This is a genomic window from Agromyces sp. CF514 (assembly GCF_900113185.1).
Lineage (GTDB): Bacteria > Actinomycetota > Actinomycetes > Actinomycetales > Microbacteriaceae > Agromyces.
Map to the genome: position 1 here is coordinate 140,165 of NZ_FOZD01000003.1, position 25,111 is coordinate 165,275.

At 72.6% G+C, this 25,111-nt stretch carries 26 protein-coding genes; 10 read left to right on the forward strand and 16 right to left on the reverse strand.

Translation table 11 applies throughout. From position 1 onward, the window contains the following. Window positions 1-32 precede the first annotated feature (32 nt). Window positions 33-710, forward strand: a complete 678-nt coding sequence (locus BM342_RS18700; protein WP_092969110.1) for a TrmH family RNA methyltransferase — start codon at window positions 33-35, stop codon at window positions 708-710. Window positions 711-844: 134 nt separating this feature from the next. Here BM342_RS18700 and idi read toward each other — a convergent pair whose 3' ends face one another. From idi to BM342_RS18740, 9 genes are all read right to left on the reverse strand, one after another. Next, window positions 845-1,465 carry an isopentenyl-diphosphate Delta-isomerase gene (idi, locus tag BM342_RS18705; protein ID WP_092969113.1) on the reverse strand — a complete coding sequence of 207 codons (621 nt, stop codon included), beginning with the start codon at window positions 1,463-1,465 and terminating at the stop codon, window positions 845-847. After that, window positions 1,462-2,865 (reverse strand): alkaline phosphatase family protein, encoded by a 1,404-nt coding sequence (locus BM342_RS18710; protein WP_092969116.1) that lies wholly within the window; start codon window positions 2,863-2,865, stop codon window positions 1,462-1,464. The genes idi and BM342_RS18710 overlap by 4 nt, the downstream gene beginning before the upstream one ends. Further along, on the reverse strand, window positions 2,862-4,073 hold the full coding sequence (gene eboE, locus BM342_RS18715; RefSeq protein ID WP_092969119.1) for a metabolite traffic protein EboE: 1,212 nt from the start codon (window positions 4,071-4,073) through the stop codon (window positions 2,862-2,864). Before eboE ends, BM342_RS18710 begins: the two co-directional genes overlap by 4 nt. Then, window positions 4,073-4,972, reverse strand: coding sequence for a TatD family hydrolase (locus BM342_RS18720; protein ID WP_092969122.1), 900 nt, complete (start codon window positions 4,970-4,972; stop codon window positions 4,073-4,075). The genes eboE and BM342_RS18720 overlap by 1 nt, the downstream gene beginning before the upstream one ends. Window position 4,973: 1 nt before the next feature. Beyond that, entirely contained in the window at window positions 4,974-5,663 is a 690-nt protein-coding gene (locus tag BM342_RS20095; protein WP_218154977.1) for an EboA domain-containing protein, read from the reverse strand. Beyond that, window positions 5,660-6,562: a sugar phosphate isomerase/epimerase family protein gene (locus tag BM342_RS20100; protein ID WP_218154979.1), complete on the reverse strand. Its 903-nt coding sequence runs from the start codon at window positions 6,560-6,562 to the stop codon at window positions 5,660-5,662. The genes BM342_RS20095 and BM342_RS20100 overlap by 4 nt, the downstream gene beginning before the upstream one ends. After that, window positions 6,559-7,446: an SCO3242 family prenyltransferase gene (locus BM342_RS18730; protein WP_218154980.1), complete on the reverse strand. Its 888-nt coding sequence runs from the start codon at window positions 7,444-7,446 to the stop codon at window positions 6,559-6,561. The genes BM342_RS20100 and BM342_RS18730 overlap by 4 nt, the downstream gene beginning before the upstream one ends. Next, window positions 7,443-8,720, reverse strand: coding sequence for an inositol-3-phosphate synthase (locus BM342_RS18735; RefSeq protein WP_092969125.1), 1,278 nt, complete (start codon window positions 8,718-8,720; stop codon window positions 7,443-7,445). Before BM342_RS18735 ends, BM342_RS18730 begins: the two co-directional genes overlap by 4 nt. A gap of 110 nt (window positions 8,721-8,830) precedes the next feature. Continuing rightward, complete coding sequence (locus BM342_RS18740; protein WP_143109939.1) at window positions 8,831-9,973, reverse strand: polyprenyl synthetase family protein; 1,143 nt, start codon at window positions 9,971-9,973, stop codon at window positions 8,831-8,833. Window positions 9,974-10,216: 243 nt separating this feature from the next. Here BM342_RS18740 and BM342_RS18745 point away from each other — a divergent pair, with 243 nt between their 5' ends. Then, window positions 10,217-11,233 carry a magnesium and cobalt transport protein CorA gene (locus BM342_RS18745; RefSeq protein ID WP_092969484.1) on the forward strand — a complete coding sequence of 339 codons (1,017 nt, stop codon included), beginning with the start codon at window positions 10,217-10,219 and terminating at the stop codon, window positions 11,231-11,233. A 58-nt stretch (window positions 11,234-11,291) separates the two neighbouring features. Here the strand turns inward: BM342_RS18745 and BM342_RS18750 are convergent, their stop codons facing one another. Beyond that, entirely contained in the window at window positions 11,292-11,942 is a 651-nt protein-coding gene (locus BM342_RS18750) for a TetR/AcrR family transcriptional regulator (RefSeq protein WP_092969131.1), read from the reverse strand. Between the two features lie 133 nt (window positions 11,943-12,075). Here BM342_RS18750 and BM342_RS18755 point away from each other — a divergent pair, with 133 nt between their 5' ends. The 3 genes from BM342_RS18755 to BM342_RS18765 all read left to right on the forward strand — a co-directional run bounded on the left by BM342_RS18755 (window position 12,076) and on the right by BM342_RS18765 (window position 14,434). Continuing rightward, the gene (locus BM342_RS18755) at window positions 12,076-13,614 is read left to right on the forward strand and encodes an MFS transporter (protein ID WP_092969134.1); all 1,539 of its coding nucleotides are present in this window, start codon (window positions 12,076-12,078) and stop codon (window positions 13,612-13,614) included. A 118-nt stretch (window positions 13,615-13,732) separates the two neighbouring features. After that, window positions 13,733-13,996, forward strand: coding sequence for a hypothetical protein (locus BM342_RS18760; RefSeq protein ID WP_092969137.1), 264 nt, complete (start codon window positions 13,733-13,735; stop codon window positions 13,994-13,996). A gap of 69 nt (window positions 13,997-14,065) precedes the next feature. Continuing rightward, complete coding sequence (locus tag BM342_RS18765) at window positions 14,066-14,434, forward strand: nuclear transport factor 2 family protein (RefSeq protein WP_092969140.1); 369 nt, start codon at window positions 14,066-14,068, stop codon at window positions 14,432-14,434. Window positions 14,435-14,520: 86 nt separating this feature from the next. Here the strand turns inward: BM342_RS18765 and BM342_RS18770 are convergent, their stop codons facing one another. Then, entirely contained in the window at window positions 14,521-15,165 is a 645-nt protein-coding gene (locus BM342_RS18770) for a TetR/AcrR family transcriptional regulator (protein ID WP_177232268.1), read from the reverse strand. A 93-nt stretch (window positions 15,166-15,258) separates the two neighbouring features. Between BM342_RS18770 and BM342_RS19720 the strand changes: the two genes are divergently transcribed. Next, complete coding sequence (locus BM342_RS19720) at window positions 15,259-15,870, forward strand: hypothetical protein (protein WP_143109940.1); 612 nt, start codon at window positions 15,259-15,261, stop codon at window positions 15,868-15,870. A gap of 5 nt (window positions 15,871-15,875) precedes the next feature. After that, entirely contained in the window at window positions 15,876-16,568 is a 693-nt protein-coding gene (locus BM342_RS18775; RefSeq protein WP_218154981.1) for a DUF4386 domain-containing protein, read from the forward strand. A 208-nt stretch (window positions 16,569-16,776) separates the two neighbouring features. Here BM342_RS18775 and BM342_RS18780 read toward each other — a convergent pair whose 3' ends face one another. The 4 genes from BM342_RS18780 to BM342_RS18795 are packed head-to-tail and all read right to left on the reverse strand — an operon-like array spanning window position 16,777 to window position 21,564. Then, a complete protein-coding gene (locus BM342_RS18780; RefSeq protein WP_092969146.1) occupies window positions 16,777-18,678 on the reverse strand; it encodes a YhgE/Pip domain-containing protein in 1,902 nt (633 codons plus the stop codon). Beyond that, window positions 18,675-19,343, reverse strand: coding sequence for a hypothetical protein (locus tag BM342_RS18785; RefSeq protein ID WP_177232269.1), 669 nt, complete (start codon window positions 19,341-19,343; stop codon window positions 18,675-18,677). The genes BM342_RS18780 and BM342_RS18785 overlap by 4 nt, the downstream gene beginning before the upstream one ends. Next, window positions 19,340-19,984 carry a TetR/AcrR family transcriptional regulator gene (locus BM342_RS18790; RefSeq protein ID WP_092969149.1) on the reverse strand — a complete coding sequence of 215 codons (645 nt, stop codon included), beginning with the start codon at window positions 19,982-19,984 and terminating at the stop codon, window positions 19,340-19,342. The genes BM342_RS18785 and BM342_RS18790 overlap by 4 nt, the downstream gene beginning before the upstream one ends. Before the next feature lie 50 nt (window positions 19,985-20,034). Continuing rightward, a complete protein-coding gene (locus BM342_RS18795; RefSeq protein WP_092969152.1) occupies window positions 20,035-21,564 on the reverse strand; it encodes a phospholipase D-like domain-containing protein in 1,530 nt (509 codons plus the stop codon). 218 nt (window positions 21,565-21,782) lie between these two features. Here BM342_RS18795 and BM342_RS18800 point away from each other — a divergent pair, with 218 nt between their 5' ends. Then, on the forward strand, window positions 21,783-22,121 hold the full coding sequence (locus BM342_RS18800; protein ID WP_143109941.1) for a hypothetical protein: 339 nt from the start codon (window positions 21,783-21,785) through the stop codon (window positions 22,119-22,121). A gap of 98 nt (window positions 22,122-22,219) precedes the next feature. Here the strand turns inward: BM342_RS18800 and argG are convergent, their stop codons facing one another. After that, a complete protein-coding gene (argG, locus tag BM342_RS18805; RefSeq protein ID WP_092969159.1) occupies window positions 22,220-23,647 on the reverse strand; it encodes an argininosuccinate synthase in 1,428 nt (475 codons plus the stop codon). 69 nt (window positions 23,648-23,716) lie between these two features. Between argG and BM342_RS18810 the strand changes: the two genes are divergently transcribed. Continuing rightward, complete coding sequence (locus BM342_RS18810) at window positions 23,717-24,490, forward strand: NAD(P)H-hydrate epimerase (protein WP_255368961.1); 774 nt, start codon at window positions 23,717-23,719, stop codon at window positions 24,488-24,490. Between the two features lie 77 nt (window positions 24,491-24,567). Then, complete coding sequence (locus tag BM342_RS18815; RefSeq protein WP_092969162.1) at window positions 24,568-25,110, forward strand: DUF3151 family protein; 543 nt, start codon at window positions 24,568-24,570, stop codon at window positions 25,108-25,110. Window position 25,111 lies beyond the last annotated feature (1 nt).

Sequence of the window (25,111 nt, forward strand, 5' to 3'; positions counted from 1 at the left end):
GGCGCGTCGGCCTGCGCGGGTAGCGTTGGCGCGTGACCGAACACCAGGGCGCGGACCGGCCGGAGCGCGAGCTCCCCGAGCCCGAGCACCCAGAGCCCACCCTGCCGCACGGCGTGCCGCCGTGGCCCGGAGGTCGCGGCGAGTGGCCCGACGAGCCGCACTACGACCCCGACCTGCTCGAACACGGCGACACCCGCAACGTGATCGACCGGTACCGGTACTGGCGCATGGACGCGATCGTCGCCGACCTCGACCTGCACCGGCATCCGTTCCACGTCGCGATCGAGAACTGGCAGCACGACATGAACATCGGCTCGATCGTGCGCACGGCCAACGCGTTCGCCGCCGAGACCGTGCACATCATCGGCCGCCGCCGCTGGAACAAGCGCGGCGCCATGGTCACCGACCGCTATCAGCACGTGCTGCACCATCCGGATGTCGCCGACTTCGTCGACTGGGCTCGCGCGAACGACCTGCCGATCATCGCGGTCGACAACGTCGAGGGCTCCGAGCCGGTCGACGCGGTCGAGCTGCCCGAGCGGTGCGTGCTGCTCTTCGGACAGGAGGGGCCGGGGCTGAGCGACGAGGCCATCGCGGCCTCCGACCGGGTCGTCGAGATCACGCAGTACGGTTCGACGCGCTCGATCAACGCGAGCGCCGCGGCCGCGATCGTCATGCACGAGTGGGTGCGCAGGTACGCACGGCGCTGATGACGGCGACCCTGCGCTGAGCTCCGGCCGAGCCCGCGGCCGAACTCCGGATGAGCCCCGCGCTGGACGGCGTGTCGCTCGTCGGGAGCGGCGTGTCGGGCGCGGCATCCGGAGAACGGCCCGTGTCCTGCGCGTCAGACCGCCCCGAGGAGACCCTCCCGGCGGAAATCGGCCGCCTGCAGCACGCTCCACGGGCTGAGCAGGAACGGCGCGAACTCGGCCGTCGTGAGGAACTCGCCAGGCTCGACCCAGGCCCATGACATGACCTCGTCGGGGTCGGGCGCGAGCTCGGTCGGCAGCTCGGCGAAGAACACCGGGCACACCTCGTTCTCGACCATGCCGCTCGCGTCGACGGCGCGGTAGCGGAACCCGGGCAGCACCGGCCGGATGTCGCGGGGCTCGACACCGAGCTCCGAGCGCACGCGGCGGGCGACCGCATCCGACGGATCTTCACCGGGCTGCGGATGCCCGCAGCAGGCGTTGGTCCAGACACCGGGCCAGGTGCGCTTCGCGAGGGCGCGGCGGGTCAGCAGCATCCGTCCCTCTGTATCGAAGCCGTAGCACGAGAAGGCGAGGTGCAGCGGGGTGTCGAGACCGTGCACGCGGGCCTTGTCGAACGTGCCGATCGGCGTGCCGTCGTCGTCGAGCAGCACGACCTGTTCGACGGCTGCCTCGGCCAGGGCTGCGCCCGTCACCGCGCCCGCCGACGGTCCCACTTCGACTGCCGATGCCGCGCCCGCCGTCGCTCCGTTCATGACGCCGCCGCGGGCTCGGGCACGCGGGCGGCCTGGAGCACGAGGTCGCGCACGCGGGCCGCCGGCACGAGGTCGGGCGCCGTGTCCCAGAAGGGCAGCCCGGCATCCGAGCAGATGAGCAGCGGGGTGTCGGCGTCGTGCTCCGGCAGGCGCCCGTGGCTGCCGCGCACGTGCGTCGCATCGAGCGGCACGACCTTCATCGAGTACCGCAGGCCGAGCTTCTTGCGTACGAGCCCGAGCCCCGCACGCGCCTTCGCGAACCGGTCGGCGGGGTCGAAGAACAGTTCGGCGGGGTCGTAGCCGGGCTTCTTGTGGATGTCGACCCCGCGCGCGAAGTCGGGCGCATGCTCGTCGTCGAGCCAGTAGTAGTAGGTGAACCAGGCACCGGGTTCGGCGACGACCACGAGTTCTCCCGAGCGGGCGTGGTCGAGGCCGTAGCGCGCCTGAGCCGCCCGATCGAGCACCTCGTCGACGCCGTCGAGACCCGCGAGCAGGTCGCGCACGCGCGGCACGTCGGACGGGTCGGCCACGTAGACGTGGGCGACCTGGTGGTCGGCGACCGCGAACGCGCGCGAGGTCATCGGGTCGAGCAGCTCGCGGCCCTGCTGGGTGTGCACCTCGAGCAGTCCGGCACGGCGCAGCGCGCGGTTGACGTCGACGGGCCGGTCGACGGGCGCGATGCCGTACTCGGCGACCGCGACGACGGTCGCGCCGGCCGCGATCGCGTCGTCGAGCAGCGGCGCGAGCACGGCGTCGAGCTCGGCGGCGGCGCGATCGGCCTCCGGCGAGTCGGGGCCGAAGCGCTGCAGGTCGTAGTCGAGGTGCGGCAGGTACGACATCACCAGGTCGGAGGCCTCGTCGCGAAGCACCGACCGGGTCGCTTCGACCATCCACCGTGTCGAGGCGATCGAGGCGGTGGGCCCCCAGTACTGGAACAGCGGGAACGCACCGTGCTCGCCGACGAGCCGGTCGTGCAGCGCGGGCGGCCGCGTGTAGGCGTCGGGCGACTTGCGGCCGTCGGCGTGGTAGATCGGGCGGGGCGTGACCGTCACGTCGGTGCTCGCCCCCATCGCATACCACCAGCCGACGTTCGCGGTCGTGAAGCCCGGCTCGCGCAGGCGCGCGGTCTCCCACACCTTCTCGCCCTCGACGAGCGCGTTGTGCTGGCGCCAGAGGTTCACCTCGCCGATGTCGCGGTGGTACCAGCCGTTGCCGACGATGCCGTGCTGTGCGGGCGCGAGCCCGGTGAGCATGGTCGACTGCACGCTGCACGTCACGGCCGGCAGCACGGTTCCGAGCCGGGTGCTCGCCCCGGCCGAGGCGAGGGCGCGAAGCCGCGGCATGTGCGACAGGGCGCGTGACGTGAGCCCGACGATGTCGAGCAGCAGCACCCGGGTCACGAGGCCACGACCTCGGCGACGGATGCCGCGGCGCGGCCGGTCCCGGCCGTCTCGGCCGATCGCAGGTCGGCGTCGTCGCCGAGCAGCTCGGCCCGAGCCCACCGCAGCTCGGAGGCGATGCCCTCGACGAGGTCGCCCGCACCGCCGGGAAGCACCGTCCACGTGTACGTCTCGACGTCGAGGTGCGCGCCGTCGCCGTCGGGCAGCTCTCGCACCGCGGCGACGGCGCGACGCAGCACGTCGGTCGTCGACGACAGCGGCGTCTCGGGCTCGAGGTGCAGCGGCACGTGGAAGTGCACGCGCCATGGCCCGTCGGTGCGCAGCCCGTCGGTCTCGTCGAGCGCGTCGGGCAGGTCGTCGACGCGGATCACCGCGCCGTCGGGCGCGAGCGCGCGCGTCTGGTGCAGGTAGCGCGGCTCCGCGAACGCGGCGAGGGCCTCGCGTGCGGCCGGCTCGGCCGGGTCTGCGATGTGCAGGGCCGCAGAGGCCTGCACCTTCGGGATCCGGATGCCGGCGGCGCCCACCCGGCGCACGGTCTCGGTCGGGTCGGCGAACGAGGTCGCCAGATGGCACGTGTCGAGGCAGATCCCGACGAACTCGGGGTCGATGCGGCCGAGCGCGGTCGGCCCGAGGCGCGGGGCGAGCCATCCGATGATGTCGTCGACGGTGTCGAGCACGCACCCGGGCTCGGGTTCGATCGCGAGGCGGATGGTGCGGCCGGTGCGGTCGCGCAGCTCGCGCAGCTCGGCCGAGACGTGCGAGAGGGCGGCCGTGGCGAGGTCGTCCTCTGCCGGAGTCCACGGGAACCGCCATCCGAGCGGCAGCGTCGAGATGCTGCCGTCGGCGCCCTCGGGCAGCAGGTCGGCGAGCACCCGGGCGCAGTCGAGCGTGAACTCGGCGCGCCGGGGGTCGGTCCAGTCGGGGCGGTACACGTCGAGCTTCACGACCTCGGCGTGGAACGAGGTGAACGGGAACGCGTTGATCGTGCGCACCTCGAGTCCCTCGGTCTCGAGCCCGGCGCGCAGGCGGTCGCGTGCGGCGGAGTCCGTCGCGAGCCGGTGCGCGAGCGGCGCGGGGAGCCAGAGGCCGACGCCGAGCCGGTCGAGGCCCGCGGCGCGGCGAGCCGGGCCGGCGTAGCGCGAGAGCTGGTCGAGCACGCCGTCGAGGTCCTCCGCCGGGTGCACGTTGGTGCAGTATGAGAGCTCCATCAGGCCGGCACCCCCCGCAGCACGGAGTTGCCCTCGAAGGTCGACGACACCGGCCCTGCGGCATCCGTCGCCCCGGCATCGCCCGCGCCCTCGAACCCGGGCACGGCGTCGAGGTTCAGCCGCCCGCTCTGCCCGTAGAACTCGACGGGGTTGCGCCAGAGCACGAGGTCGACGTCGTCGTCGGTGAAGCCCGCGTCGAGCATGGCGTGCGCCGTCGCGAGGGTCTTCAGCGGATCGGAGTGGCCCCAGTCGGCGGCGCTGTTCGCCAGCATCCGCTCGGTGCCGTACTCCCTCAGGATCGCGACGAACCGGTGCTCGTCCATCTTGGTGTCGGGGTAGATCGAGAAGCCCATCCAGCACCCGCTGTCGGCGACATCCGCCACCGTCGTTTCATTCAGGTGGTCGACGACGACCATGCCGGGGGCGAGGCCGGACTCGCGCACGACGTCGAGCGTGCGCTTCGTACCGGCGGCCTTGTCGCGGTGCGGCGTGTGCACGAGGGCGGGCAGGCCGTGCTTCAGCGCGAGCTCGAGGTGGCGGGCGAAGACCTCGTCCTCCTCTGGCGTCATCGAGTCGTAGCCCGTCTCGCCGACGGCCACGACGCCGTCCTTGGCGAGGTAGCGGGGCAGCACGTCGAGCACCTCGCGGCAGCGCGGGTCGTTCGCCTCCTTCGGGTTCAGGCCGATGGTCGCGTGATGGCGGATGCCGTACTGCGCGGCGCGGAACCGCTCCCACCCGATCAGCGCGTCGAAGTAGTCGGTGTAGCTGCCCACGTTCGTGCGCGGCTGGCCGAGCCAGAACGACGGCTCGACGAGCGCGCGCACGCCCGCGTCGTACATGGCGCGGTAGTCGGTCGTGGTGCGCGAGGTCATGTGGATGTGCGGGTCGAAGATGCGCATGTCAGTCCTCCGTAGGGTCGGTGGTGTTCGAGGTCTCGTGCCCGGCGGCGAGCCGGGTCATGTCGTCGGTCACGTCTCGTGATGCCGCGCGGCGCTCGGCGACGAGACCGGCCGCCATCCGGGCGACCTCGGCGTCGGCACGTCGGTCGAGCCCCGCGACGGCATCGAGCGGGATGCCCATGAACAGCGCCTTCAGCACGCCGTGGCGCCACGAGTGCTGGTCCAGGTGCGCGGCGGCGAACGGGCCGAGCGCGGCGGCGACCAGGCGGGGGTCGTTGCTGCGCAGCGCCTCTGCGACCAGGCCCAGACCGGTCGCGACGACGGGGTCGAGGCCCGCGGATGTCTCGGGCTGCGAGCCCGCGGCATCCGATCCGTCCGTGGCGATCGCCCCGCCCGACTGCGCTCCGTTGAGGCCGCGCAGCACGCCGCGCTGCTCGGCGTCGTCGCCGTACCGGTACAGGTCGGCGAGCTCGGTCGCGGCATCCGCGGACGGAAGGGCGCGCAGCAGCGCGGCGACGAGCGACTCGCGCGCGACGTCGTCGGAGGTGCCGATCGTGAGGCCGAGCGGGTCGGCCTCGGGCGAGAGCGGGGCGCGCCCCACCTCGCGCCCGGCTGCGGGGAACAGCTCGGCGATGCGGTCGGGCTCGTCGGCGATCAGCCGGACGGCCTCTGCGGTCCACGGGTGGGTCATCGTGCCTCCCAGGCGTCTCGGAGTGCGGTCATCGATCGGGCGGCGACGCCGGGGGCGTCGTATGCGTGGCGGGGGAGCTCGACCGCCGCGAGCCCGCGGTAGTCGAGTTCGTCGAGGGTGCGCAGGGCCGCGGCGAGGTCCAGCGAGCCGTGTCCGAACTCGAGGTGCTCGTGCGCGGCGGGCAGCATGTCGTCGACCTGCACGTTGCGCAGCAGCGGGCCGGCCGCCCGCAGGGCGCCGACCACGCCGTCGGGCTCCACGACCACGCAGTGGCCGAGGTCGACCGTCAGGCCGAGCGCAGGCGGGTCGCCGAGGTCGGCGCGGAGCGCGAGCGCATCGGCGACGGTCTCGACGAGCATGCCCGGCTCGGGCTCGAACGCGAGCGGCACGCCCGCCTCCGCCGCCCGGTCGACGAGCCCGTCGAGTCGGTCGCGCAGCCGGTCGTGCGCCTCGTCGGGCTCGACGCCGGCGGGCAGGGTGCCCGACCACAGCGAGACGCAGTCGGCGCCGAGGATCGCGCCCAGGTCGATCGCCCGCCGCAGGAAGAGCTCACGCAGGCCGGGTTCGTCGTCGAGGAGGTTCGGCCGGTGCTTGCGGAACGGGTCGAGCAGGTACCGCGTGCCCGTCTCGACGACGACCCGCCAGCCGAGCTCGTCGAGACGGCGGCGCAGCCGTGCCGCCGTGCGGTCGGCGTCGCTCGCGAACGGGTCGAGGTGCGGGTGACCGAGGGTCAGGGCGAGGCCCCGGTACCCGAGCGCGTCGAGCACGGTGATCGCGTCGTCGAGCGGGTGGTCCGAGAAGCCGTTCGTGCCGTAGCCGAGCGCGAAGCGGGCGCCGGGCAGGGCGTCCTCGGCAGCGGGCCGGGCGCCGGTCGTGGGTGCGGTCATCACGTCGCTCACGTGATCTCCCCGCGCCTGCCGCGCCGCGCGCGCATCCGGATCGTCGCGTGCACCGCCATCAGGCCCGTCGCGACCGCGATGCCGCCGGCCCTCGCGACGAGCGCGGCCTGCAGCGGGACGACCGAGCCGATGCCCGCACGCGTCGCGTCGCGGACCTTCGTCGGCGACGGCTCCTCGAGCGCCGCGAGCTGACCGGGGAGCGCGGCGGCGAGGTACGCGGCGGAGCCCAGGGCGCCGCCGATGCGCGAGGCGGGCGCCTGCGCCTGTGCAGCGGGTGCCGACCCGGCCGCCGCGTCCACTGCGGCGGCCGCGGCGCCGGTCGCGACGAGCGCGATCCCGGCGTCCGCCCCGGTGCCGCCGTGCACCTCGCCCCGCGAGAGAGCGGTCACGCCGAGCGTGTGCACCGCGATCGCGAGCGCGGCGGGCAGCGCGCGCGGCGAGCCGCCCGCACCCATGAGCACGTCGAGCCCCCGGCAGGCGGCCATCGCGAGCGGGCCTGCGGCCGTGGGCTTGGCGACGACGTCGTACGCGACGACGGATGCCGCGAGCGGCACGGCGACTGCGAGCCCGCGTCGTCCGCCACCGGCCGCGGCCAGCGCGAGGCCGATCGCTCCGAGGCCTGCGGCCACCGCGAGGGCGCGCCGCGGGCTGATGCGTCCAGACGGGATCGGGCGTTCGGGCCGTTCGGCGGCGTCGACCCCCCGATCGGCCCAGTCGTTCAAGGCCATGCCGCCGCTGTAGATCGCGACCGATGCGAGCGGCAGCAGCCATCCGCGCCCGCGGAAGCCGCCGGCAGCGGCCTGGGCGCCGACCGCGGTGTCGCCGAGCACCGTGAGCGCCGCCGGGGCCCGCACGAGTTCGAGCAGGTCCGAGGTCGTCGTCACCGGGTCGCGCCGATCGGCACGGGGTCTGCGTCGGCCTCGCGTGCCGCCGGAGCAGGCACCGGGGCTGCGGCCGCGACCTGCTCGCCGAGGTCCGACGTCCACGAGCGCAGCGCCGCGACCTGATCGGCGAACGCGTGCACGTCGCTGCCCCACGGGTCCTTGAAGAAGCAGCCGAGGGCCGGCACGACGCCCCGCACTCCGGCCGCCCCTGCGAGCGACAGCAGGCGCGCGAGGTCGATCACGAGCGGTGCGGCGAGCATCGAGTCGTAGGCCGTCCACGTGGTCTGCAGCGTGATGCGGCTCGAGAGGAAACCCTCGGCGTGCACGTGGTCCCACGCGGTCTTCACGTCGCCGAGGTCGGGCACGTTGTCGATGTGCAGCGGTGCGACGACGTGGTCGCCGACGAGGCTCTGCAGGCCTCGGGTCTTCGACGCGAGCTTGCTGCGCACGGCTTCGGGGTCGGCGAGCGTCTGCCCGTCGCCGCCGCCGAGCAGGTTCGCGCCGGCCCACGAGAGCACGTGCATGCCGCGCTCGACGAACATGGGCGCGAGCACCGTGCGCAGCAGGGTCTCGCCGGTCTTGCCGTCCTGACCGGCGAAGGGGATGCGCGACTGGGCGATCGCGCGGAGCGCGGGCAGCGCGAGCCCGGCCGACGGGGTGAAGCAGGCGTAGGCCGCCCCGGCCTCGACGGCGGCGAGCCCCGCGAGCGAGCTGGCGGGCAGCACTGCTCGGTCGGGATCGGCGAGCGCCGCGGCGAGCAGTTCGGTGTCGTGGAACTCCGGGCGGTCGGCGGGAAGCGGCTCGGTCGACGAGACGTCGACGACCGTCACGTGCGCGAGCCCGTGACGCTCGCGGAAGGCGATGATGTCGGCCGCGAGCCGGGCGATGACGTCGGCCTGGCGGGCGTCGGCGTCCGAGACGGCCGGGCGGATCTCGGCGTCCGTGGCGTCGAGTTCCGCGCGCACGGCGGCGACGATCGCGGCGGGGATCATGCCGGACGCGGCGAGTTGCTCGGCCCGCTGTCCGAGCGGCACGGCGCTCACGTCGTGGCCGCCGATCACGATCTCGTCGAAGCCGGGCAGCGGCACCTCGGCGAAGCCGGCGCCGGCCGTCGTGCAGCCGGTGGGCGGGGCGATGCCCGCGGCGAGGGCGTGCACGCCGACGGCGACGGTGGTCGCGACCGAGCCGCGTGCGCCGATCAGCCAGAGTCCGACGCGGCCCCGATTCCAGGGGCTCGTCGTGTCGGTGTCGTGCGGGGTGGAAGTGTGCTCCACGTCGGTCTCCTTCGATCTGTGGTCGGTTCTGGTGGTCGTGTGGTCGTGCGGTCGTGCGCGGGGGCGGGCCGAGCGCGTCGGGCGGGCCGGCCCGGACGCCGCCCGGCACCTCAGCTCGTGCGGTGGCGGAGCCCCCGTGCGAGCCCGGCGAGGTACTCGGCGAGCGGGTGCGGCAGCTCTGCACGGGCGATGCGGATGCCGCGGTCGAGATGCGCCTCGATGAGTTCGTGCACGGTCGCGCGGGCGCCCGTGGCGGTGACGATCGCGCGGACCCGGCGGGCATCGTCGTCGGTGGCATCCGGTGAGCCGAGGCTCTGCACGATGCTCGTGCGGTCGACGACGTCGGCGCGCTCGAGCGCGAGCCGGATGTGCTCGGTGCGCTTGCCGTCGCGCAGGTCGGAGAGGGCCGACTTTCCAGTGGTCGCGGGGTCGCCGAACAGGCCGAGGTCGTCGTCGCCGAGCTGGTAGGCGATGCCGAGTGCCGTGCCGACGCGCTCGACGGCGTCGGTGGTGGCCGGACCGTCGGCGCCGGCCGCGATCGCGCCGAGCTGCAACGGGAGCGTGACGCTGTAGGCGGCCGTCTTCAGGCGGGCGACGAGGAGCGGCCGACTCCGCTCGGGCGGCAGGCTCTCGCTGCGCACGTCGAGCAGCTCGCCTGCGATGGTCTGCTCGACGGCGTCGAGCGCGAGGGCGGCGCTGCGCAACCGCACGGAGTCCGGTGCCGGCGCGGTGATGAGGGCGAGCACCGCCGCGTTGAGCGCGAGGTCGCCCGCCAGGAGGCCGGACGCCTCGCCCTGTCGGGTGGCGGCCGCGTCGTCGAGTCCGGTGGCGCGTGCGGCCGCCTCGGCACGGCCGATGACGTTCGGTCGCCCGTGCCGCACCCGGTCGCCGTCGATGACGTCGTCGTGGGCGCACAGCGCGAGGTGCACGAGCTGCACGGCGCCTGCGACGCGTCGCACCAGGGCGAGGTCGGTGCCGCCGTGCGAGAGGTAGGCGGCCGCGACGAGTCGGGGCCGCAGGAACTTGCCGCCGTCGGCGGCCTGGGCGGCGGCGACGAGCTCGGCCATCTCGGGGCCCGCCGGCGCGGTGCGTCGCCCGACCTCGGCCCAGAGCGAACCTGCGAGGTGCGCGGGCTCGCCGATCGCGTCGTCGATGCGGGCCGGGAGGTCGGCGGCGAGGCCGACCGCGGAGCCGTGCTCGATGCCGATGGCGGGGCTCGTCTCGGTGGCGGCAGCGACCGGGGCGGGGAGCATGCGGACCTCCGTCATCGTCGACCGGGTGTGGATTCCGGCGGGATGCCGGGCCGGGTCGCGGCGGCGAAGAGGACCTGAATCCTGCTCGGTTTCGCCACTGTGCGACCGTATGTGCAGGCTACTTCGCACAAAGTAGCGAAGTCAATCATCGACTTTTGCATGACGTGCATACACAAGTGACGGATGCCGAGGCTCGCCGTCGCACTGGCGATCGCCCGTCCCGGCGGGGGCCAGACTGGTGCGGTGCCCGTCGTCGACAACGCCATCTACCGGGACGGCCTGCGGGTCGCCACCCCCGAATCGCTCGAGGAGACCTTCGAGACCCGCGAGGTGCACGGCGGCTTCGCCTGGATCGGCCTCTACCGGCCGACCGACGCCGAACTCGACGCGCTCGCCGCGGAGTTCGGGCTGCATCCGCTCGCCGTGGAGGACACCCGGAAGGGCCACCAGCGGGCGAAGCTCGAGCGCTACGGCGACACGCTCTTCGTGGTGCTGCGGCCTGCGCGCTACCTCGACGACGTCGAGCAGGTCGAGTTCGGCGAGCTGCACGTGTTCATCGGCCCCGACTTCGCCATCACGATCCGCCACGCCGAGGCGCCCGACCTCGCGAGGGTGCGCCGCCGGCTCGAATCCTCGCCCGAGCTGCTCGCGAAGGGGCCTGAGGCGGTGCTCTACGCCGTGCTCGACGAGGTGGTCGACGAGTACGCGCCTGTCGACGCCGGGCTCGAGAACGACATCGACGAGATCGAGGAGCAGCTGTTCTCGGGCGACCCCGAGGTCACCAGGCGCATCTACGACCTCGCGAGCGAGGTCATGGAGTTCCAGCGCGCGACCAAGCCCCTCATCGGCATCTTCGATGCGCTCGAGCGGGGCTTCGACAAGTACGGCATCGACCTCGAGCTGCAGCGCTACCTGCGCGACGTGAAGGATCACGTCATCCGCATCGTCGAGCGGGGCGACACGTTCCGCCAGCTGCTCCAGAATGCGCTGCAGGTGCACTCGACGCTCGTCGCGCAGCGCCAGAACGAGGAGACGAAGACGCTCTCCGAGGCGGCCGTCGCGCAGAGCGAGCAGGCCAAGAAGGTCTCGAGCTGGGCGGCCATCATCTTCGCGCCGACCCTCGTCGCCGGCATCTACGGCATGAACTTCACGCACATGCCCGAGCTCGACAAGCCGTGGGGCTACCCGTTCGCGCTCGCGGCCATGATCGCCTTCGCCGCGGTGCTCTACGGGCTCTTCAAGCGCAAGGGCTGGCTCTAGCGCGCTCCGGTGAGCGGATGTCGCGGCCGGCCGTCGATCGCCTGCCGACGACCCGGCGTCAGCGCGGCTCGCCGGCCGGTAGGCCGAGTGCGGGCAGGATCACGCCGTCGATGATCGAGAGCAGGAACTCCCGGTCGACGGGCTTGCGCAGGAGCATGAGCCGGTACGAGGCCATCGAGGCGCTCACGACGGACAGGGTCTCGAGGTCGTGCTCTCCCGTGATCTCGCCGCGGTCGACCGCGCGCTGGAACAGCAGGCGGTTGACCTTCGCCCGCGGCTCGACGAGGGTCGCGTAGGCCGTGTCGGCCAGTTCGGGGGAGCGCGAGAGCATCGACGCGAGGCCGGCCATGATCTGCAGCTTCTTCTCGGCCTCGGCGATCGACCGCGGCTTGATGAGGGCGACGAGGTCGCCTCGCAGGGTTCCGGTGTCGGGCAGCGGCGCCTCGACGTCGCCTCGCTTCATGCAGGCGACGGCGTCGAGCACGAGCTCGGCCTTCGACGGCCAGCGGCGGTAGAGCGTGGCCTTGCCGGCCTTCGCCCGCGCTGCGACCATCTCGATGGTCATGCCCTCGTAGCCGGTCTCGGCGAGCACTTCGATGGCCGCGTCGAGGATCTCGGGGTCACGGGAGTGGTCGCGCTTGCGCCCGAGGCGCGGGGCGCCGGGGGCTTGGGCGCCGACCGTCTCGGCGGGGAGGTCGAGCTGCGTCATTGCGGCTATCCCATCTCGTGCATCGTGGACGTGCGAGGTCGGCACGCAGTACGAGAACAGCATAGTTCAGGAACTGTTCATATCCGAAACTTAACGGTTTCGGAACGCGTGAGTTCCGTATATAGTCTCCGTCATGACCAACGCAACCTCCGCTCAGGCGCACGCGGCGCCGCCGGTTCCGGCGCCTTCATCCCGCCGCTGGTGGACCCTCACCGTGGTGGGGCTCGCCCAGCTCATGGTCGTCCTCGACTCGACCGTGGTGAACATCGCCCTGCCCGCCGCTCAGGCCGATCTCGGCTTCACCGACGGCCAGCGCCAGTGGATCATCACCGCCTACTCCCTCGCCTTCGGCAGCCTGCTGCTGCTCGGCGGTCGGCTCTCCGACCTCATCGGCCGCAAGCGCACGTTCATCATCGGACTCGTCGGCTTCGCCGCGGCATCCGCGCTGGGCGGTGCTGCGGGCACGTTCGAGCTGCTCGTCGGCGCCCGTGCGCTGCAGGGTGCGTTCGGTGCGCTGCTCGCCCCGACGGCCCTCGCCGTGCTGACGACCACCTTCGTGATCCCGAAGGAGCGTGCGCGCGCGTTCGGCGTGTTCGGCGCGATCGCCGGAGCCGGCGGCGCGGTTGGCCTGCTGCTCGGCGGCGTGCTGACCGAGAACTTCGACTGGCGCTGGAACCTCTACATCAACGTCTTCATCGCCGCCGTCGCGATCGTCGGGGCCCTCGTCTTCGTGACGAACGCGAAGCGCGTCGGACCGCGTCCGAAGCTCGACATCCCCGGAACGCTCCTGGTCTCCGCCGCGCTCTTCTCGCTGGTCTACGGCTTCTCGAACGCCGAGTCCGAGGGGTGGGACTCGCCGCTCACGTGGGGGTTCCTCGCGGCATCCGGAGTGCTCCTGATCGCCTTCGTGCTCTGGCAGCGCCGCGCGAGCCACCCCCTGCTGCCGCTGTCGATCGTGCTCGACCGCAACCGCGGGGCCGCGTACGCCTCGGTGCTCATCGCCGGCGCGGGCATGTTCGGCATCTTCCTGTTCGTCACGTACTACCTGCAGGCCTCGCTCGGCTACTCGCCGATCCAGACCGGCCTCGCGTTCCTGCCGATGATCGGCATGCTCGTGCTCGCTGCGCAGCTCTCGACGAACCTGTTCGTGCCGCGCTTCGGGCCGAAGATCATGGTGCCGTTCGGCATGCTGCTCGGCGCGACGGGCATGGTCTCCCTGACCCGCCTCGGGCTCGACAGCACCTATGCCGCCGACGTGCTGCCGCCGCTGCTGATCCTCGGCTTCGCGATGGGGTCGATCATGCCGGCGTCGATGCAGACCGCGACGCTCGGCGTCGACCGCAGGTTCGCAGGGGTCGCCTCGGCGATGGTCAACACGAGCCAGCAGGTCGGCGGTTCGATCGGCACCGCGCTGCTCAACACCCTCGCCGCGACCGCGGCGACCGACTACCTCGCCGCGCACCTGCCCACGACCCCGGCGATCGCGGCCGAGGCGGCCGTGCACAGCTACGCGGTCGCGTACTGGTGGGGCGCCGGCTTCTTCGCCTTCGGCGCGGTGCTCGCCGCATTGCTGTTCCGTCGTCGCGGCCACGGCCTGTCGCTCTCGCACACCGCGCAGCCGGCGGATGCCGCGGCGACCGCTGACTCGCCCGAACCCGCGATCGTCGGCTGACCGCCGCGTCGGGTTCGTGCGGCTCGGCGCCGCGCCGGCGCAGAAACGTTGCACAACCGGGATCGGAGTCCGTCCGATCCCGGTTGTGCGTTCGCCCGCGCGAGCGCAACATGAACGCATGCGAAAGCGCGTCGGGTCGTGGCTCTCCGGATTCACCGGCGGAGAGATCGCCGGTGTCGCGATCATCGTCGTGGCCGCGCTCGCCCTGGTCGTGGCCGTCGCGCTCTACGCCTCGGGGGATCAGTCGGCACGCCTCGGACTGCTCGGCGCCTTCGCGCTCGGCACGACGGGCTTCGGCACGCTCGCCGCAGGTCGCGAGGCCCGGCGCCGACGCGACGAGCGGGCTGCCGCGGCGGCCGGCGTGGGCGCGTCGGAACGCTAGCGCGGCGTGTCGCCCAGGTCGTGGTCTCGACCTCTAGCCGCGGCATCCGATCGCGGTTACCGTTGGGCCATGACTGAGATCACCGATGATCTGCCCGCCCGTCTGCTGCACGAGGAGCACGCCGGATGGAGGGCGATCCTCGACGGTCGCGGAGGCGAGCACTACCAACGCGCCATGACGCGCGATGCGCTCATGGTGGTCGAGGGGGCCACGCTCGGTCGCGACGAGATCCTCGCGCGGTTCCGCGCCACGCCTCCGTGGGAGTCCTACGAACTGCACGAGCCCGCCGTGATCCGGCTCGGCGACCGGGCCGGCATGGTGGTCTACCGTGCCGTCGCCAAGCGCGGCGACGATGTCGCGAACCTCCGCATGTCGACGACCTACCTCTACGACGACGGCGCCTGGCACGTGGCGGCCCACCAGCAGACGCCCGCCTAGGGGTCGACTGCACGACTCGCACCGAAGAGGGGCGGATGCCGCGGCATCCGCCCCTCGTGCTGCGTGAGGTGAGCGGTGCCGGTGCCTCAGCCGACCGTGTGGAGCAGGCGCGCGACCACCCGGTCGTAGTGGTCGTCGCTGCCGTACCGCTGCATCTCGGCGGCGACCGCTGCGGTGCGGGGCAGCCCGGGCGCCGTGGCGGCGAAGAGGCGCGCCATGCTCGAGGCGGCGTCGGGCTCGCTGCGTGAGATCGCGAACGACGCCCAGCCGTAGTTGAGCGCGAGGATGCCGCTGAACACCGCGACCGCGTCGTCGCCGGTGATACCGGCACGATCGAGGATCGCGAGGGCGTGCTCGCCGATCGGGAAGGCGTTGGGCCCGGGGAGCGGGTGCGCGACGAGCGGCGCGACCGCCCAGGGGTGTGCGAGCAGCAGCGCGAGATGGCGGTGCGCGAAGTCGTCGAGATCGGCGCGCGGATCACCCGACCCGTCGGATCCGTCGCCGAACTCGATGCGACCGAGCACGCGGTCGAGCAGGGCGTCGACGAGGTCGTCCTTCGTCGCGAAGTAGCGGTAGAGCGCCATGGGCGACGCCCCGAGCTCGTCGGCGACCGCGCGCATCGTCAACGCCGCGAAGCCTCCGGCGGCGACCGCCTCCGCGGCGTCGAGGATCTCGACCTCGGTGAGGGAGTTGCGGCGCCGCCGTGCGCGCGGGGCGGTGGGGTCGGTCATCCGGGCTCCTCGATGCCGTGCGTCTCGAACTGTTGCGTACATCGTACATTATGCGCTAACGTACGACGTACGCAACGCTGATCGGAGTACCCCATGTCCCTCCTCCGCTGGATCCCCACGTTCCTCGCTTTTCCGCTCGGCGGGCTGCTCGCGATGCTCGCCGTCGGCTCGGTGACCGATCCGCTCACGGCGCTCGCTGCCGGTGCGATCGCCGGTGCGATCCTCGGCGGCGCGCAGTGGCTGGCGCTCGGCCGTGCCGTCGACCGGCGCTGGCTCGTCGCGACGCTGCTCGCGTTCGGCGGCGGTGCGGCGCTGTCGGCCGCCTTGTTCGGCCCGCCCGCCGCGCTCGCGGCTGCCGCGCTCACGGGTCTCGTGACCGGGTTGCTCGTGGGCGGTGCGCAGGCGATCGCACTCGGCATGCGGCTTCGCGTCGGCGCGCTCTGGGCGGCCGTGGTCTCGCTCTCGTGGGCGGCGGCATGGGCGATCACGTCGTTCGTCATCGTCGACCTCGACCGAGGTCACGTCGTGTTCGGTTCGAGCGGGGCGATCGTCGCGACCGTGCTCACCGGGCTGGCGCTCCGGCGGATCCTCGGGCCGCGCCCGAAGCTGCGCGACGCGCACCTGAGCGGGGCGCAGGAGCTGGCGAGCAAGACGCAGCCGCCCCGGCAGTCGCTCACGAACGACCTCGCAGCGACGGAGGCCTGAGCGTCATGCGCATCGCCACCGGCATCCTGCTGATCGTGCTCCCGATCGCGTTCAACGTCGCGTTCGCGGCCCTCGCCGCACGGTTCTCGTACCCGGACATCCTGCGCAGGCCCACGCGCGAGGTGCTCGAGCGCTTCCGCGCGGGCGGGTCGTCGCTCGTGCTCCTCTGGTGGGCCTTCGCGATGACGGCCGTGCTCCTGGCCCCGGCGGCGGTGCTCGTCGCGGGTGCGCTGACCGGTGCCGACGCGACGCTCGTCGCGACCGGGCTCGTCGTCGGGGTGCTCGCGGCCGCAGTGCAGTTCCTGGGGCTCGTGCGCTGGCCCTTCCTCGTGCCCTACCTCGCGAGGGAGAGCGCCGACCCAGAGACATCGCCCGCGCGCCGTGAGGCGATCGAGATCGTGTTCCAGTCGTTCAACCGATACCTCGGGGTCGCGGTCGGCGAGCACCTCGGCTACCTCTTCAGCGGTGCGTGGACGATCCTCGTCGGCGTCGCCATCGTGCAGTCCGCGGCCGTGCCGTGGTGGATCGGAGTCGCCGGCATCCTCATCGGCGCCGTGCTGGCGCTCTGCTCGCTCGAGTTCGTCGGCGGCTTCGAGGAGCACGGGTGGCGGCTCGCGGGCGCGGTCACGCCGTTCGCCTACATCGCCTGGTCGCTCTGGCTGGTGGGCACCGGCGTCGCCTTGCTGTTCCCGCTCTGAGCCCGGCGGCCGTTCCCGCCCTGCGATCCTGGGCCTCCTGGGCCTCCTGGACCCCCTGGACCTCTCGACCCCTTCTGAGACGAAATGCCAGTTCCGCCTCATCGATTGAGGCGGAACTGGCATTGCGAATTCGAGATCAGGTGAGCGCGCGAGCGGCTCGTCCGGCGGGCTGGGCGGGCGCCGGTGGGTGCCTGCCTGGCCGACCGGCTCAGCCGATGAGGCTCGGCTGCAGGTCGCGCAGCGTGCGGAAGTGCGTCATGCGGGTCACGCCGATCGCGGCGAGCACGAGGGCGCCGAGCATCCAGGCGAGCAGCACGAGCCCGTCGGACGCGGCACGCCCGAGGTCGCCGCCGTACATGAACTGGCGCATCATGTCGACGACGTAGCCCATCGGTAGCACGTGGTGCAGCGCGGCGAGGGGTGCGGGCAGCGTCTGCCACGGGAAGGTGCCGCCGGCGGTCACGAGCTGCAGAACCATGAGCACGAGCCCGAGGAACTGCCCGACCGAGCCCAGCCACACGTTCAGCGCGAGGATGATCGCCGCATAGGTCGCCGACGCGAGCACCATGACTCCGAGCGTGCCGAGCGGATGCGTCATCGGGAACCCGAGCGTCACCGCGAGCACCGTGAACAGGCCGATCATCTGCACGGCGCCGAGGATGCCAGGGGTCAGCCAGCCGGCGAGCGTCACGCGGATCGGCGAGTGCAGGGCCGTGACGGCTCGCCGCGAGATCGGCTTCACGATGAGGAACAGCGCGTAGATGCCGATCCAGCCGGCCAGCGCCGCGAAGAACGGGGCGAGGCCCGCGCCGTAGTTGCCGGCCTCGGTGAGCGCGTCGGTCTCGAGCGAGACGGGGTCGGCGATGGTCTTCGCCTGCGCGTCTCGCGTGGCCTGGTCGGAGTCGGGAATCTGCGCGGCGCCGTCGGCGAGGCCCGACTGCAGGGTCTCGCCGCCGGTCTCGAGCTGTCCGAGCCCGTCGCCGAGCGTGCCGATGCCGTCGCGAAGCGTGGCGGCGCCGGATGCCGCGGCGGCCGCACCGGCGGCGGCGGCATCGGCCCCGTCGGCGGCGGTCGCCGCGCCGGCCGCGAGGTCCGCGCTGCCGTCGGCGACCTGAGCCGCTCCGTCGGCGAGCCGGTCGATCTGGCCGACGACCTCCTGCACGCGGTCGTTGCCGGTCGCGATGTCATCGGCGAGCGGGTCGAGCCGCGAGAGCACGTCGTCGATCGTGGCCTGGTCGACGCCCGCGGCGGCGAGTCGGGCCTGGATCTCCGCGCGGGCCTGCGGAACCGAGGCCGCGGCCTCGCCGACGGCCGAGCCGACCCGATCGGCGGAGGCCGCGAGCTGCGCGTTGCCGTCGGCGACCTGCTGGGCGCCGTCGGCGAGGGTCGCGCTGCCGTCGGCGAGCTGCCGGGTTCCTGACGCGAGCTGCTGCGTGCCGGATGCGAGCGCGGCGTTGCCGTCGGCGAGCTGCGTCGCGCCGTCGCCGAGCTGCGAGGCGCCGTCGATCGCAGTCGACGTGCCGTCGACGAGCTGCTGGGCGCCGTCGGCGGCCTCGACGAGCTTGCCGCGGATCGTCGAGATCGAGTCGAGCAGCAGCGAGGCCGCTTCGCGTCCGACCTGTTCGGCCACGGTCGTGCGGATGGTCTTCACGGCCTGCTCGCCGATCGTGCCGGCGAGGTAGCTGTTCGCGTCGCTCGTCTCGAGGATGATCTCGGCCTGCCGCGGCTCGTCGGTCTGGATCGAGGCGAGCGCCTCGCTGAAGTCGGCGGGCAGCGTGATGACGAAGTCGTACGTCGAGTCGGTGAGCCCATCGGCGGCCTGCTCGGCCGAGACCTCGTGCCAGTCGAACGTGCCGTCTGCGATGAGCTCGTCGGCGACCTCATCGCCCACGTTCCTCGCCGGCGAGTCCTCGGTCGCGGCGGTGCCCTCGTCTGCGACGACGAGTGCCACGGGCACCTCGTTCAGCTTCGCGTACGGGTCCTGATTGGCCCAGAGGTAGAGCCCGCCGTAGAGCACGGGCACGGCGACGAGCGCGATGAGGGCGATCACCGACATGCGGGTCGAGAACAGGCGCCGGAACTCGGCGGCGATCATCTGCGGGATCTTCACGCCAGGCCTCCTTCGGCGATCACGTCGTGCTCGGCGGACTCGTCGGGCTCGTCGCCCTGCATGCGCGCGAGCATCGTGTTGGCCGCGAGCGCGGCGGCCGACGCGTCGCCGGCGATCACGAGCACCGCGAAGCCGCGGTCGGCCAGCGAGCGCGCGAGGTCCCACCACTCGACCGGGTCGCCGCCGTGCCGGTCGGGCGCGACGATGACGAGTCCTTCGACGCCGTCGCGGAGGATCGCGAGCTCGGTCAGCAGGTGCAGCCGCTCGCGCGGGTCGACGTTCGAGATCGGGATGCGTGCGACATCCGTGAGCCCGAGGTCTGCGAGCCAGTTCGCGACGGCGATCGGGTTCGACGGGATGCCGGCGAACATGAGCTCCTCGGCGGCGACCCCCGCGACCGTGATGTCGGGCGCGGGATCGCTGACGCTCGGAGCGTCGACGAGGGCGACGCGACGGCGGATCGCCGCGGCATCCGTTCGATCGTCGATGGTGACCGCCCCCGAGTCGGGGCGCATGCGGCCTGCGGCGATGAGGCCGAGCACGGTGGGCCGCTGCTCGGTCTCGGCGCGGGCGAGGGTCGCCTGCCCGGATTCGTAGGCGACGGTCGTGGTCGGCAGCACGTGGGCGCGACGGCCCTTGGCGACGGCCTGCAGTTCGATCCTCATGCGAAGGCCTCCATGCTCAGTTCGGGTGCCGTGTCGATGAGGTCGCCGGCCTCGCGCCAGCCCAGGCCGGCGGTGCCGAGCACCGAGGCCATGACCAGCCGGTGGCCATCGGCGTCGGAGAGCGGGGCGACGGATGCCTCGAGCAGCACGGCGATGGCCGAACGCTCGATGAGGCGCGCCAGGGTCGAGGGGCGGATGTCGCCGCGCAGGCGCCCGTCGTCGACGCCTCGTGCGACGAGCTCGCCGAGGTGCTCGCGGAGCGGCGCGAGGGCGCCTGCGGCACGCTCGACGTGGGGTTCGCGCACGGCCATCGCCGCGAGGATGCGCACGTGGCCGACGGCCCGCCACAGCCGGGCGCCGAGCATCGCGATCGCGGTGGCGGCGTCGGGGTGATCGGTCTCCGCGGCGATCGCGTTGAGCCGCGTGGCGCCCGAGGCGATGAGGGCGTCGATGAGTTCGTCGCGGCCGGCGAAGTGGCCGTAGAGGGCGCGGCGGGAGAGGCCCGCGGCGCTCGCGATGGCCTCGAGGGAGGCGTCGGGGTTCTCGCTGAGCGCGGTGCTCGCGGCGGCGAGGAGGGCTTCACGGTTCGCGGCGGCATCCCGACGAGGAGCGCGGCGAACCTCGTCGGTGACGTTCGGCATCCCTCCATGGTACGAACTTGCACAGTGATGTGCAAGTTATGAGGAGGCCGCTACTGCAGCGCCGAAGTGAGTCGCGCGACCCCGTCGAAGAACGTGCGCGAGAGCGGCTCGCGGTTCCACTCCTCGAGCGTGAGCTCGCGCCCGGCGTCGCGGTAGCCCTGCTCGACCTCGCGCATGCCCGCCACGAACGACGCACCGCGCACCATGAGCGACACCTCGAAGTTCAGGTTGAAGGAGCGGATGTCCATGTTGCTCGACCCGATGACCGCGACGTCGTCGTCGATCGAGAGGTGCTTCGCGTGCAGGATGTACGGCGCCGGGTACAGCCAGATCCGCACGCCCGCACGCAGCAGCGCGCCGTAGTACGAACGCTGCGCGTGCCACACCGAGCCCTGGTCGCCGAGCTCCGAGACGAACAGCTGCACGTCGAGCCCGCGCAGCTTCGCCGACGTGATCGCGTACATCATGGCCTCGTCGGGCACGAAGTACGGGCTCGTGATGATCACGCGCTCCTGCGCCGACGCGACGAGCGACAGGAAGAGCCGCAGGTTGTTCTCGTCGGCGTAGGCCGGTCCGCTCGGCACGACCTGGCACACGAGCGGGGCGGATGCCGCGGGCGCACCGCCGCCGGCGGGCGCGGGCGTGGGCGTGGGCGCGGCCGCCGTCGCCGTAGCCGACGCCTGCGCGGGCGCGCCGGCCGCGACCGCGGTCTCGTCGAGCAGCTCGTCGGTCTCGGCGTACCAGTCGGAGCGGAACACCGCGTCGACCGAGCGCACGACCGGCCCGGTCAGCCGCACGACGAGCTCCTGCCACATGAGCCCGCGCTTCTGGTTCTTCGGGGAGTCGTAGTCGCGTGAGATCAGGTTCTGCGACCCCGTGTAGGCGACGCGGCCGTCGACCACGACGAGCTTGCGGTGGTTGCGCAGGTCGGGCCGCTCGTAGTTGCCCTTGAACGGCTGGAAGGGCAGCAGGAAGTGCCACTGCACGCCGATGCGGTCGAGCTCGGCGAACGTGGCCTCGTGCACGCTCACCCGTCGCGACGCCACGTGGTCGAGCAGCAGGCGCACGGTCACGCCGCGCTGCACCGCCCGTTCCATCGCCGCGAAGAACTCCTTCGTCACGTCGTCGAACGCCACGATGTAGAACTCGACGTGCACGTAGCGCTCGGCCGTGTCGATGTCGGCGGCCATGCGCGCGATCGACCCGTCGTAGTCGCCGAAGAGCTCGGCCGACTCGCCCGCCACGGCGGGCAGCGCGCCGAGGTGGCGGTTCTGCTCGGCCGTCGTGCGGAACCACGCGGGCCACGCGGCATCCGGTGCGGGAGCGAGCACTGCGGCACGTTCGTCGAGCACGCGGTTGATCTCGGCCTGCTTCGCCCGCCGACGTTTCGAGAGCTTCACGTTGCCGATGAGCAGGAAGAGCACGATGCCGACGAAGGGGATCAGGAAGATCGCGAGCAGCCACGACATGGCCGCCGTCGGCTTGCGGTCGCGGGGCACGATGATGAGCGCCGCGATGCGGATGCCGAGGTCGATGAGCCAGAGGAGGAGGCCGATGAGCCCGGCGAGCTCGGCACTCATCGGGCGGCCTCGGTCCGGATCGGAACGCGTTCGGTCATCGTGACTCCTCGCAGTCGACGGCCAGGCCCGCGGCTCGTCGCGGGCTGGCGATGGACTGAGTATGGCACCGGGGTCGTCGAACACCAGCCGGGACCCGCCCCACAACTGGGGGATCCGAGATGCTACCGGCGTGGTCGCATGAGGCGTTGGATGAGGCGCAGAGCTGAGAGGAGCTCACCATGAGTGCAATGAAGCGCCGGATCACGGCGATCCTCGCGACGGTGCCGTTCGTCGCCGTGGGCGTGATCGGGACCGCGGCCGCCGCGAACGCCACGCAGGATCCGCCGGGCGGCGACCACAAGGTCGCGTTCTGCCACGCGACGCACAGCGAGACGAACCCCTACGTCTACATCGAGACCGACAACATCGCGGTCGTGCGGGCGCACTTCAAGCATCAGGACCACGAAGACGTCTGGCCCGCCTTCACGTACAGCTGGAAGGGGCAGATCGTCTCCTACGCCGGCTCCGACAACGACGCGTTCATCGAACGCGGGTGCGTGAGCGCGCCCGAAGGCTGACGCCGGCCCGAAGCATCCGTATCGAACGACGAGGGGCGGATGCCGCAGCATCCGCCCCTCGTCGCGTCGGCCCGTGCCGGGCCGTGATGTCCTGTTGCTCAGTCGGTGCCGAGGTCGAACGCCGAGGCCTCGTTCGCGGCATCCGTCGCCGCCTCGAGGTCGGTCTCGCCCGAGCCCGCGAGGATCTCGGCCGCAGCGCCGACCGTGAGGTCGCCGACGAGGGCCGCGGTCGCGCCGCCCACGAGGTTCAGGTGCGCGTACTGTTCGAGGCGCGCACGCGAGTCGGCGATGTCGAGGTTGCGCATCGTGAGCTGGCCGATGCGGTCTTCGGGGCCGAACGCCTGGTCGCCGACACGCTCCATCGAGAGCTTCTCGGGCTGGTAGCTGAGGGCCGGGCCGGTCGTGTTCATGATCGTCCAGTCGTCGCCGCGGCGCAGGCGCACCGTGACCTCGCCCGTGACCGCCGAGGCGACCCAGCGCACGATCGACTCGCGGAGCATGAGCGACTGCGGGTCGAGCCAGCGGCCCTCGTACATGAGGCGGCCGAGGCGGCGACCCTCGTTGTGGTAGTTCGCGATCGTGTCCTCGTTGTGGATCGCATTCACGAGCCGCTCGTAGGTGAGGTGCAGCAGGGCCATGCCCGGCGCCTCGTAGATGCCGCGCGACTTCGCCTCGATGATGCGGTTCTCGATCTGGTCGCTCATGCCGAGGCCGTGGCGCCCGCCGATGCGGTTCGCCTCGAGCACGAGCTCGACCGCGTCGTCGAAGCGCACGCCGTTGAGGGCGACGGGGCGGCCCTGCTCGAACGTGACGGTGACGTCTTCGGCCGGGATCTCGACCGACTCGTCCCAGAACTTGACGCCCATGATCGGCTCGACCGTGGTGATGCCCTCGCTGAGCTCTTCGAGCACCTTCGCCTCGTGCGTCGCGCCCCAGATGTTCGCGTCGGTCGAGTACGCCTTCTCGGCGCTCGCCCGGTACGGCAGGTCGCGGGCCTGCAGCCACTCGCTCATCTCCTGCCGGCCGCCGAGCTCGGTGACGAAGTCGGCGTCGAGCCACGGCTTGTAGATGCGCAGGCGAGGGTTGGCCATCAGGCCGTAGCGGTAGAACCGCTCGATGTCGTTGCCCTTGTAGGTCGACCCGTCGCCCCAGATGTCGACGCCGTCCTCGAGCATGGCGCGCACGAGCAGGGTGCCCGTGACCGCGCGACCGAGCGGCGTCGTGTTGAAGTACGCCTTGCCGCCCGAGCGGATGTGGAAGGCACCGCACTGCAGCGCGACGAGCCCTTCCTCGACGAGCGCGGCACGGCAGTCGACCAGTCGCGAGAGCTCGGCGCCGTACTCGATCGCCCGGCCGGGAACGGCCTCGACGTCGGGCTCGTCGGGCTGGCCGAGGTCGGCCGTGTAGGTGCAGGGCACTGCGCCCTTCTCGCGCATCCACGCGACCGCGACCGAGGTGTCGAGGCCGCCCGAGAAGGCGATGCCGACGCGTTCGCCGACGGGAAGGCTGGAGAGGACTTTCGACATGGGTACCAGCCTACTTGCGCGCGTCTGCGCGCGCGGACGTGTGCGCAGGCCCGGGCGTAGGCTCCTGGCGTGGACGAACCGCGTGCGGGCCCCGAGGTCGGGTACACGGCCGAGCAGGTGCGCGCCGCCGAACGCCCGTTGCTCGACCGGGGCGAACCGCTCATGCATCGTGCCGCCGCCGCGCTCGCCGACGAGATCTCGGAACTGCTCCGGACGACGGATGCCGCGGCTGACCGCCACCGCGCAGGACCGCTCGTGCTCGTGCTCGCCGGGTCGGGCGACAACGGCGGCGATGCGCTCTTCGCGGCCGCTCATCTCGCCGAGCGCGGAGCCGACGTGCGGGTGGTCGCCGTCGGATCGCGACTGCACGAGGCCGGCGCCGGCGCCGCCCGCGCCGCGGGTGCGCGGCGACTCCGCCCGGACGCCGACCGAGCCGGGTTCGCCGCGACGGTCGCCCGTGCCGATGTCATCGTCGACGGGATCCTGGGCATCGGGGCCGCCGCGAGCCCCGCGCTGCGGGGGCCGGCGCGCGACGTCGTCGCATGCATTAGGACGGAGCTCGGGCAGGAGTGGATCGATCGCGCCGGCGGCGGCACGCGGCATCCGCTCGTCGTCGCGGTGGACCTGCCGAGTGGGATCTCGCCCGACGACGGGAGCGTGCCCGACCCGACAGTGCTGCCGGCTGACGTGACCGTGACCATGGGGGCGGTCAAGGCCGGGCTCCTGCTCGAGCCCGCGGTCGGCCTCGTCGGGCGCGTCGTGCTCGTCGACCTCGGTCTCGGGCCCGCGCTCGCCGGGGTGCGGTCGGCGGTGCGGCGCGGGCGGCGGCGCGATCCGTCCTGACCGGTCGGGAGCAGGGCGTCGTGAAGCCCCGTTGCAGGCCTCCCGGGCGTCCGGAACCCCTCGCGATAAGGTTGAGTGTGACTGCAGACGAAACAGCACCCGAGCGCGAGACCGGTCTGGTCGACGAACCCGAGGTTCGCGAGGCGCTCGCCACCGCCGATCGCGCATCGCTCGCAGCGGTCGTCACGGAGCATCCGTCGTCGCCGCTCGCCTGGGCCGAGCTCGCCGACCTCGCCGACTCCGAGGGCAACTCGATCGCGTCGTTCGCCTATGCGACGGTCGCGGTCGACCTCGCCGAAGAGCAGCTCGCGGCATCCGGATGGCAGCCCGGCGCAGCCGTACCCTGGTCCGACGAGCCCAACCGCGCCTACCTGCGCGCGCTCGACGCGAAGCGCCGCGCGGCCGCGCACCTCGGTCTCGACGCACAGGTCGAGCGCCTCGCCGGCGAACTCTCGAGCGCCGATGCCGAGGCCCCCGGTCGCATCGCCTCGGAGTTCACGCCCACCCAGGTCATCACCATCGTGACCCCCGACCTGCTCGTCGAGCAGGCCGCGGCCACGGCCAACACCGGCGACCAGGTCGCCGAACCCGTCGCGCTCGACGCGGCCGGAGAGGACTGAA

Excerpts from the sequence above, each read along its gene's own strand:
- idi (WP_092969113.1), bottom strand. The coding sequence starts at position 1,465 with ATGAACGGAGCGACGGCGGGCGCGGCATCGGCAGTCGAAGTGGGACCG.
- eboE (WP_092969119.1), bottom strand. The coding sequence starts at position 4,073 with ATGGAGCTCTCATACTGCACCAACGTGCACCCGGCGGAGGACCTCGAC.
- BM342_RS18720 (WP_092969122.1), bottom strand. The coding sequence starts at position 4,972 with ATGCGCATCTTCGACCCGCACATCCACATGACCTCGCGCACCACGACC.
- BM342_RS20095 (WP_218154977.1), bottom strand. The coding sequence starts at position 5,663 with ATGACCCACCCGTGGACCGCAGAGGCCGTCCGGCTGATCGCCGACGAG.
- BM342_RS18740 (WP_143109939.1), bottom strand. The coding sequence starts at position 9,973 with ATGCTCCCCGCCCCGGTCGCTGCCGCCACCGAGACGAGCCCCGCCATC.
- BM342_RS18750 (WP_092969131.1), bottom strand. The coding sequence starts at position 11,942 with ATGACGCAGCTCGACCTCCCCGCCGAGACGGTCGGCGCCCAAGCCCCC.
- BM342_RS18755 (WP_092969134.1), top strand. The coding sequence starts at position 12,076 with ATGACCAACGCAACCTCCGCTCAGGCGCACGCGGCGCCGCCGGTTCCG.
- BM342_RS18760 (WP_092969137.1), top strand. The coding sequence starts at position 13,733 with ATGCGAAAGCGCGTCGGGTCGTGGCTCTCCGGATTCACCGGCGGAGAG.
- BM342_RS18765 (WP_092969140.1), top strand. The coding sequence starts at position 14,066 with ATGACTGAGATCACCGATGATCTGCCCGCCCGTCTGCTGCACGAGGAG.
- BM342_RS18770 (WP_177232268.1), bottom strand. The coding sequence starts at position 15,165 with ATGACCGACCCCACCGCCCCGCGCGCACGGCGGCGCCGCAACTCCCTC.
- BM342_RS19720 (WP_143109940.1), top strand. The coding sequence starts at position 15,259 with ATGTCCCTCCTCCGCTGGATCCCCACGTTCCTCGCTTTTCCGCTCGGC.
- BM342_RS18775 (WP_218154981.1), top strand. The coding sequence starts at position 15,876 with ATGCGCATCGCCACCGGCATCCTGCTGATCGTGCTCCCGATCGCGTTC.
- BM342_RS18785 (WP_177232269.1), bottom strand. The coding sequence starts at position 19,343 with ATGAGGATCGAACTGCAGGCCGTCGCCAAGGGCCGTCGCGCCCACGTG.
- BM342_RS18790 (WP_092969149.1), bottom strand. The coding sequence starts at position 19,984 with ATGCCGAACGTCACCGACGAGGTTCGCCGCGCTCCTCGTCGGGATGCC.
- BM342_RS18795 (WP_092969152.1), bottom strand. The coding sequence starts at position 21,564 with ATGAGTGCCGAGCTCGCCGGGCTCATCGGCCTCCTCCTCTGGCTCATC.
- BM342_RS18800 (WP_143109941.1), top strand. The coding sequence starts at position 21,783 with ATGAGTGCAATGAAGCGCCGGATCACGGCGATCCTCGCGACGGTGCCG.
- argG (WP_092969159.1), bottom strand. The coding sequence starts at position 23,647 with ATGTCGAAAGTCCTCTCCAGCCTTCCCGTCGGCGAACGCGTCGGCATC.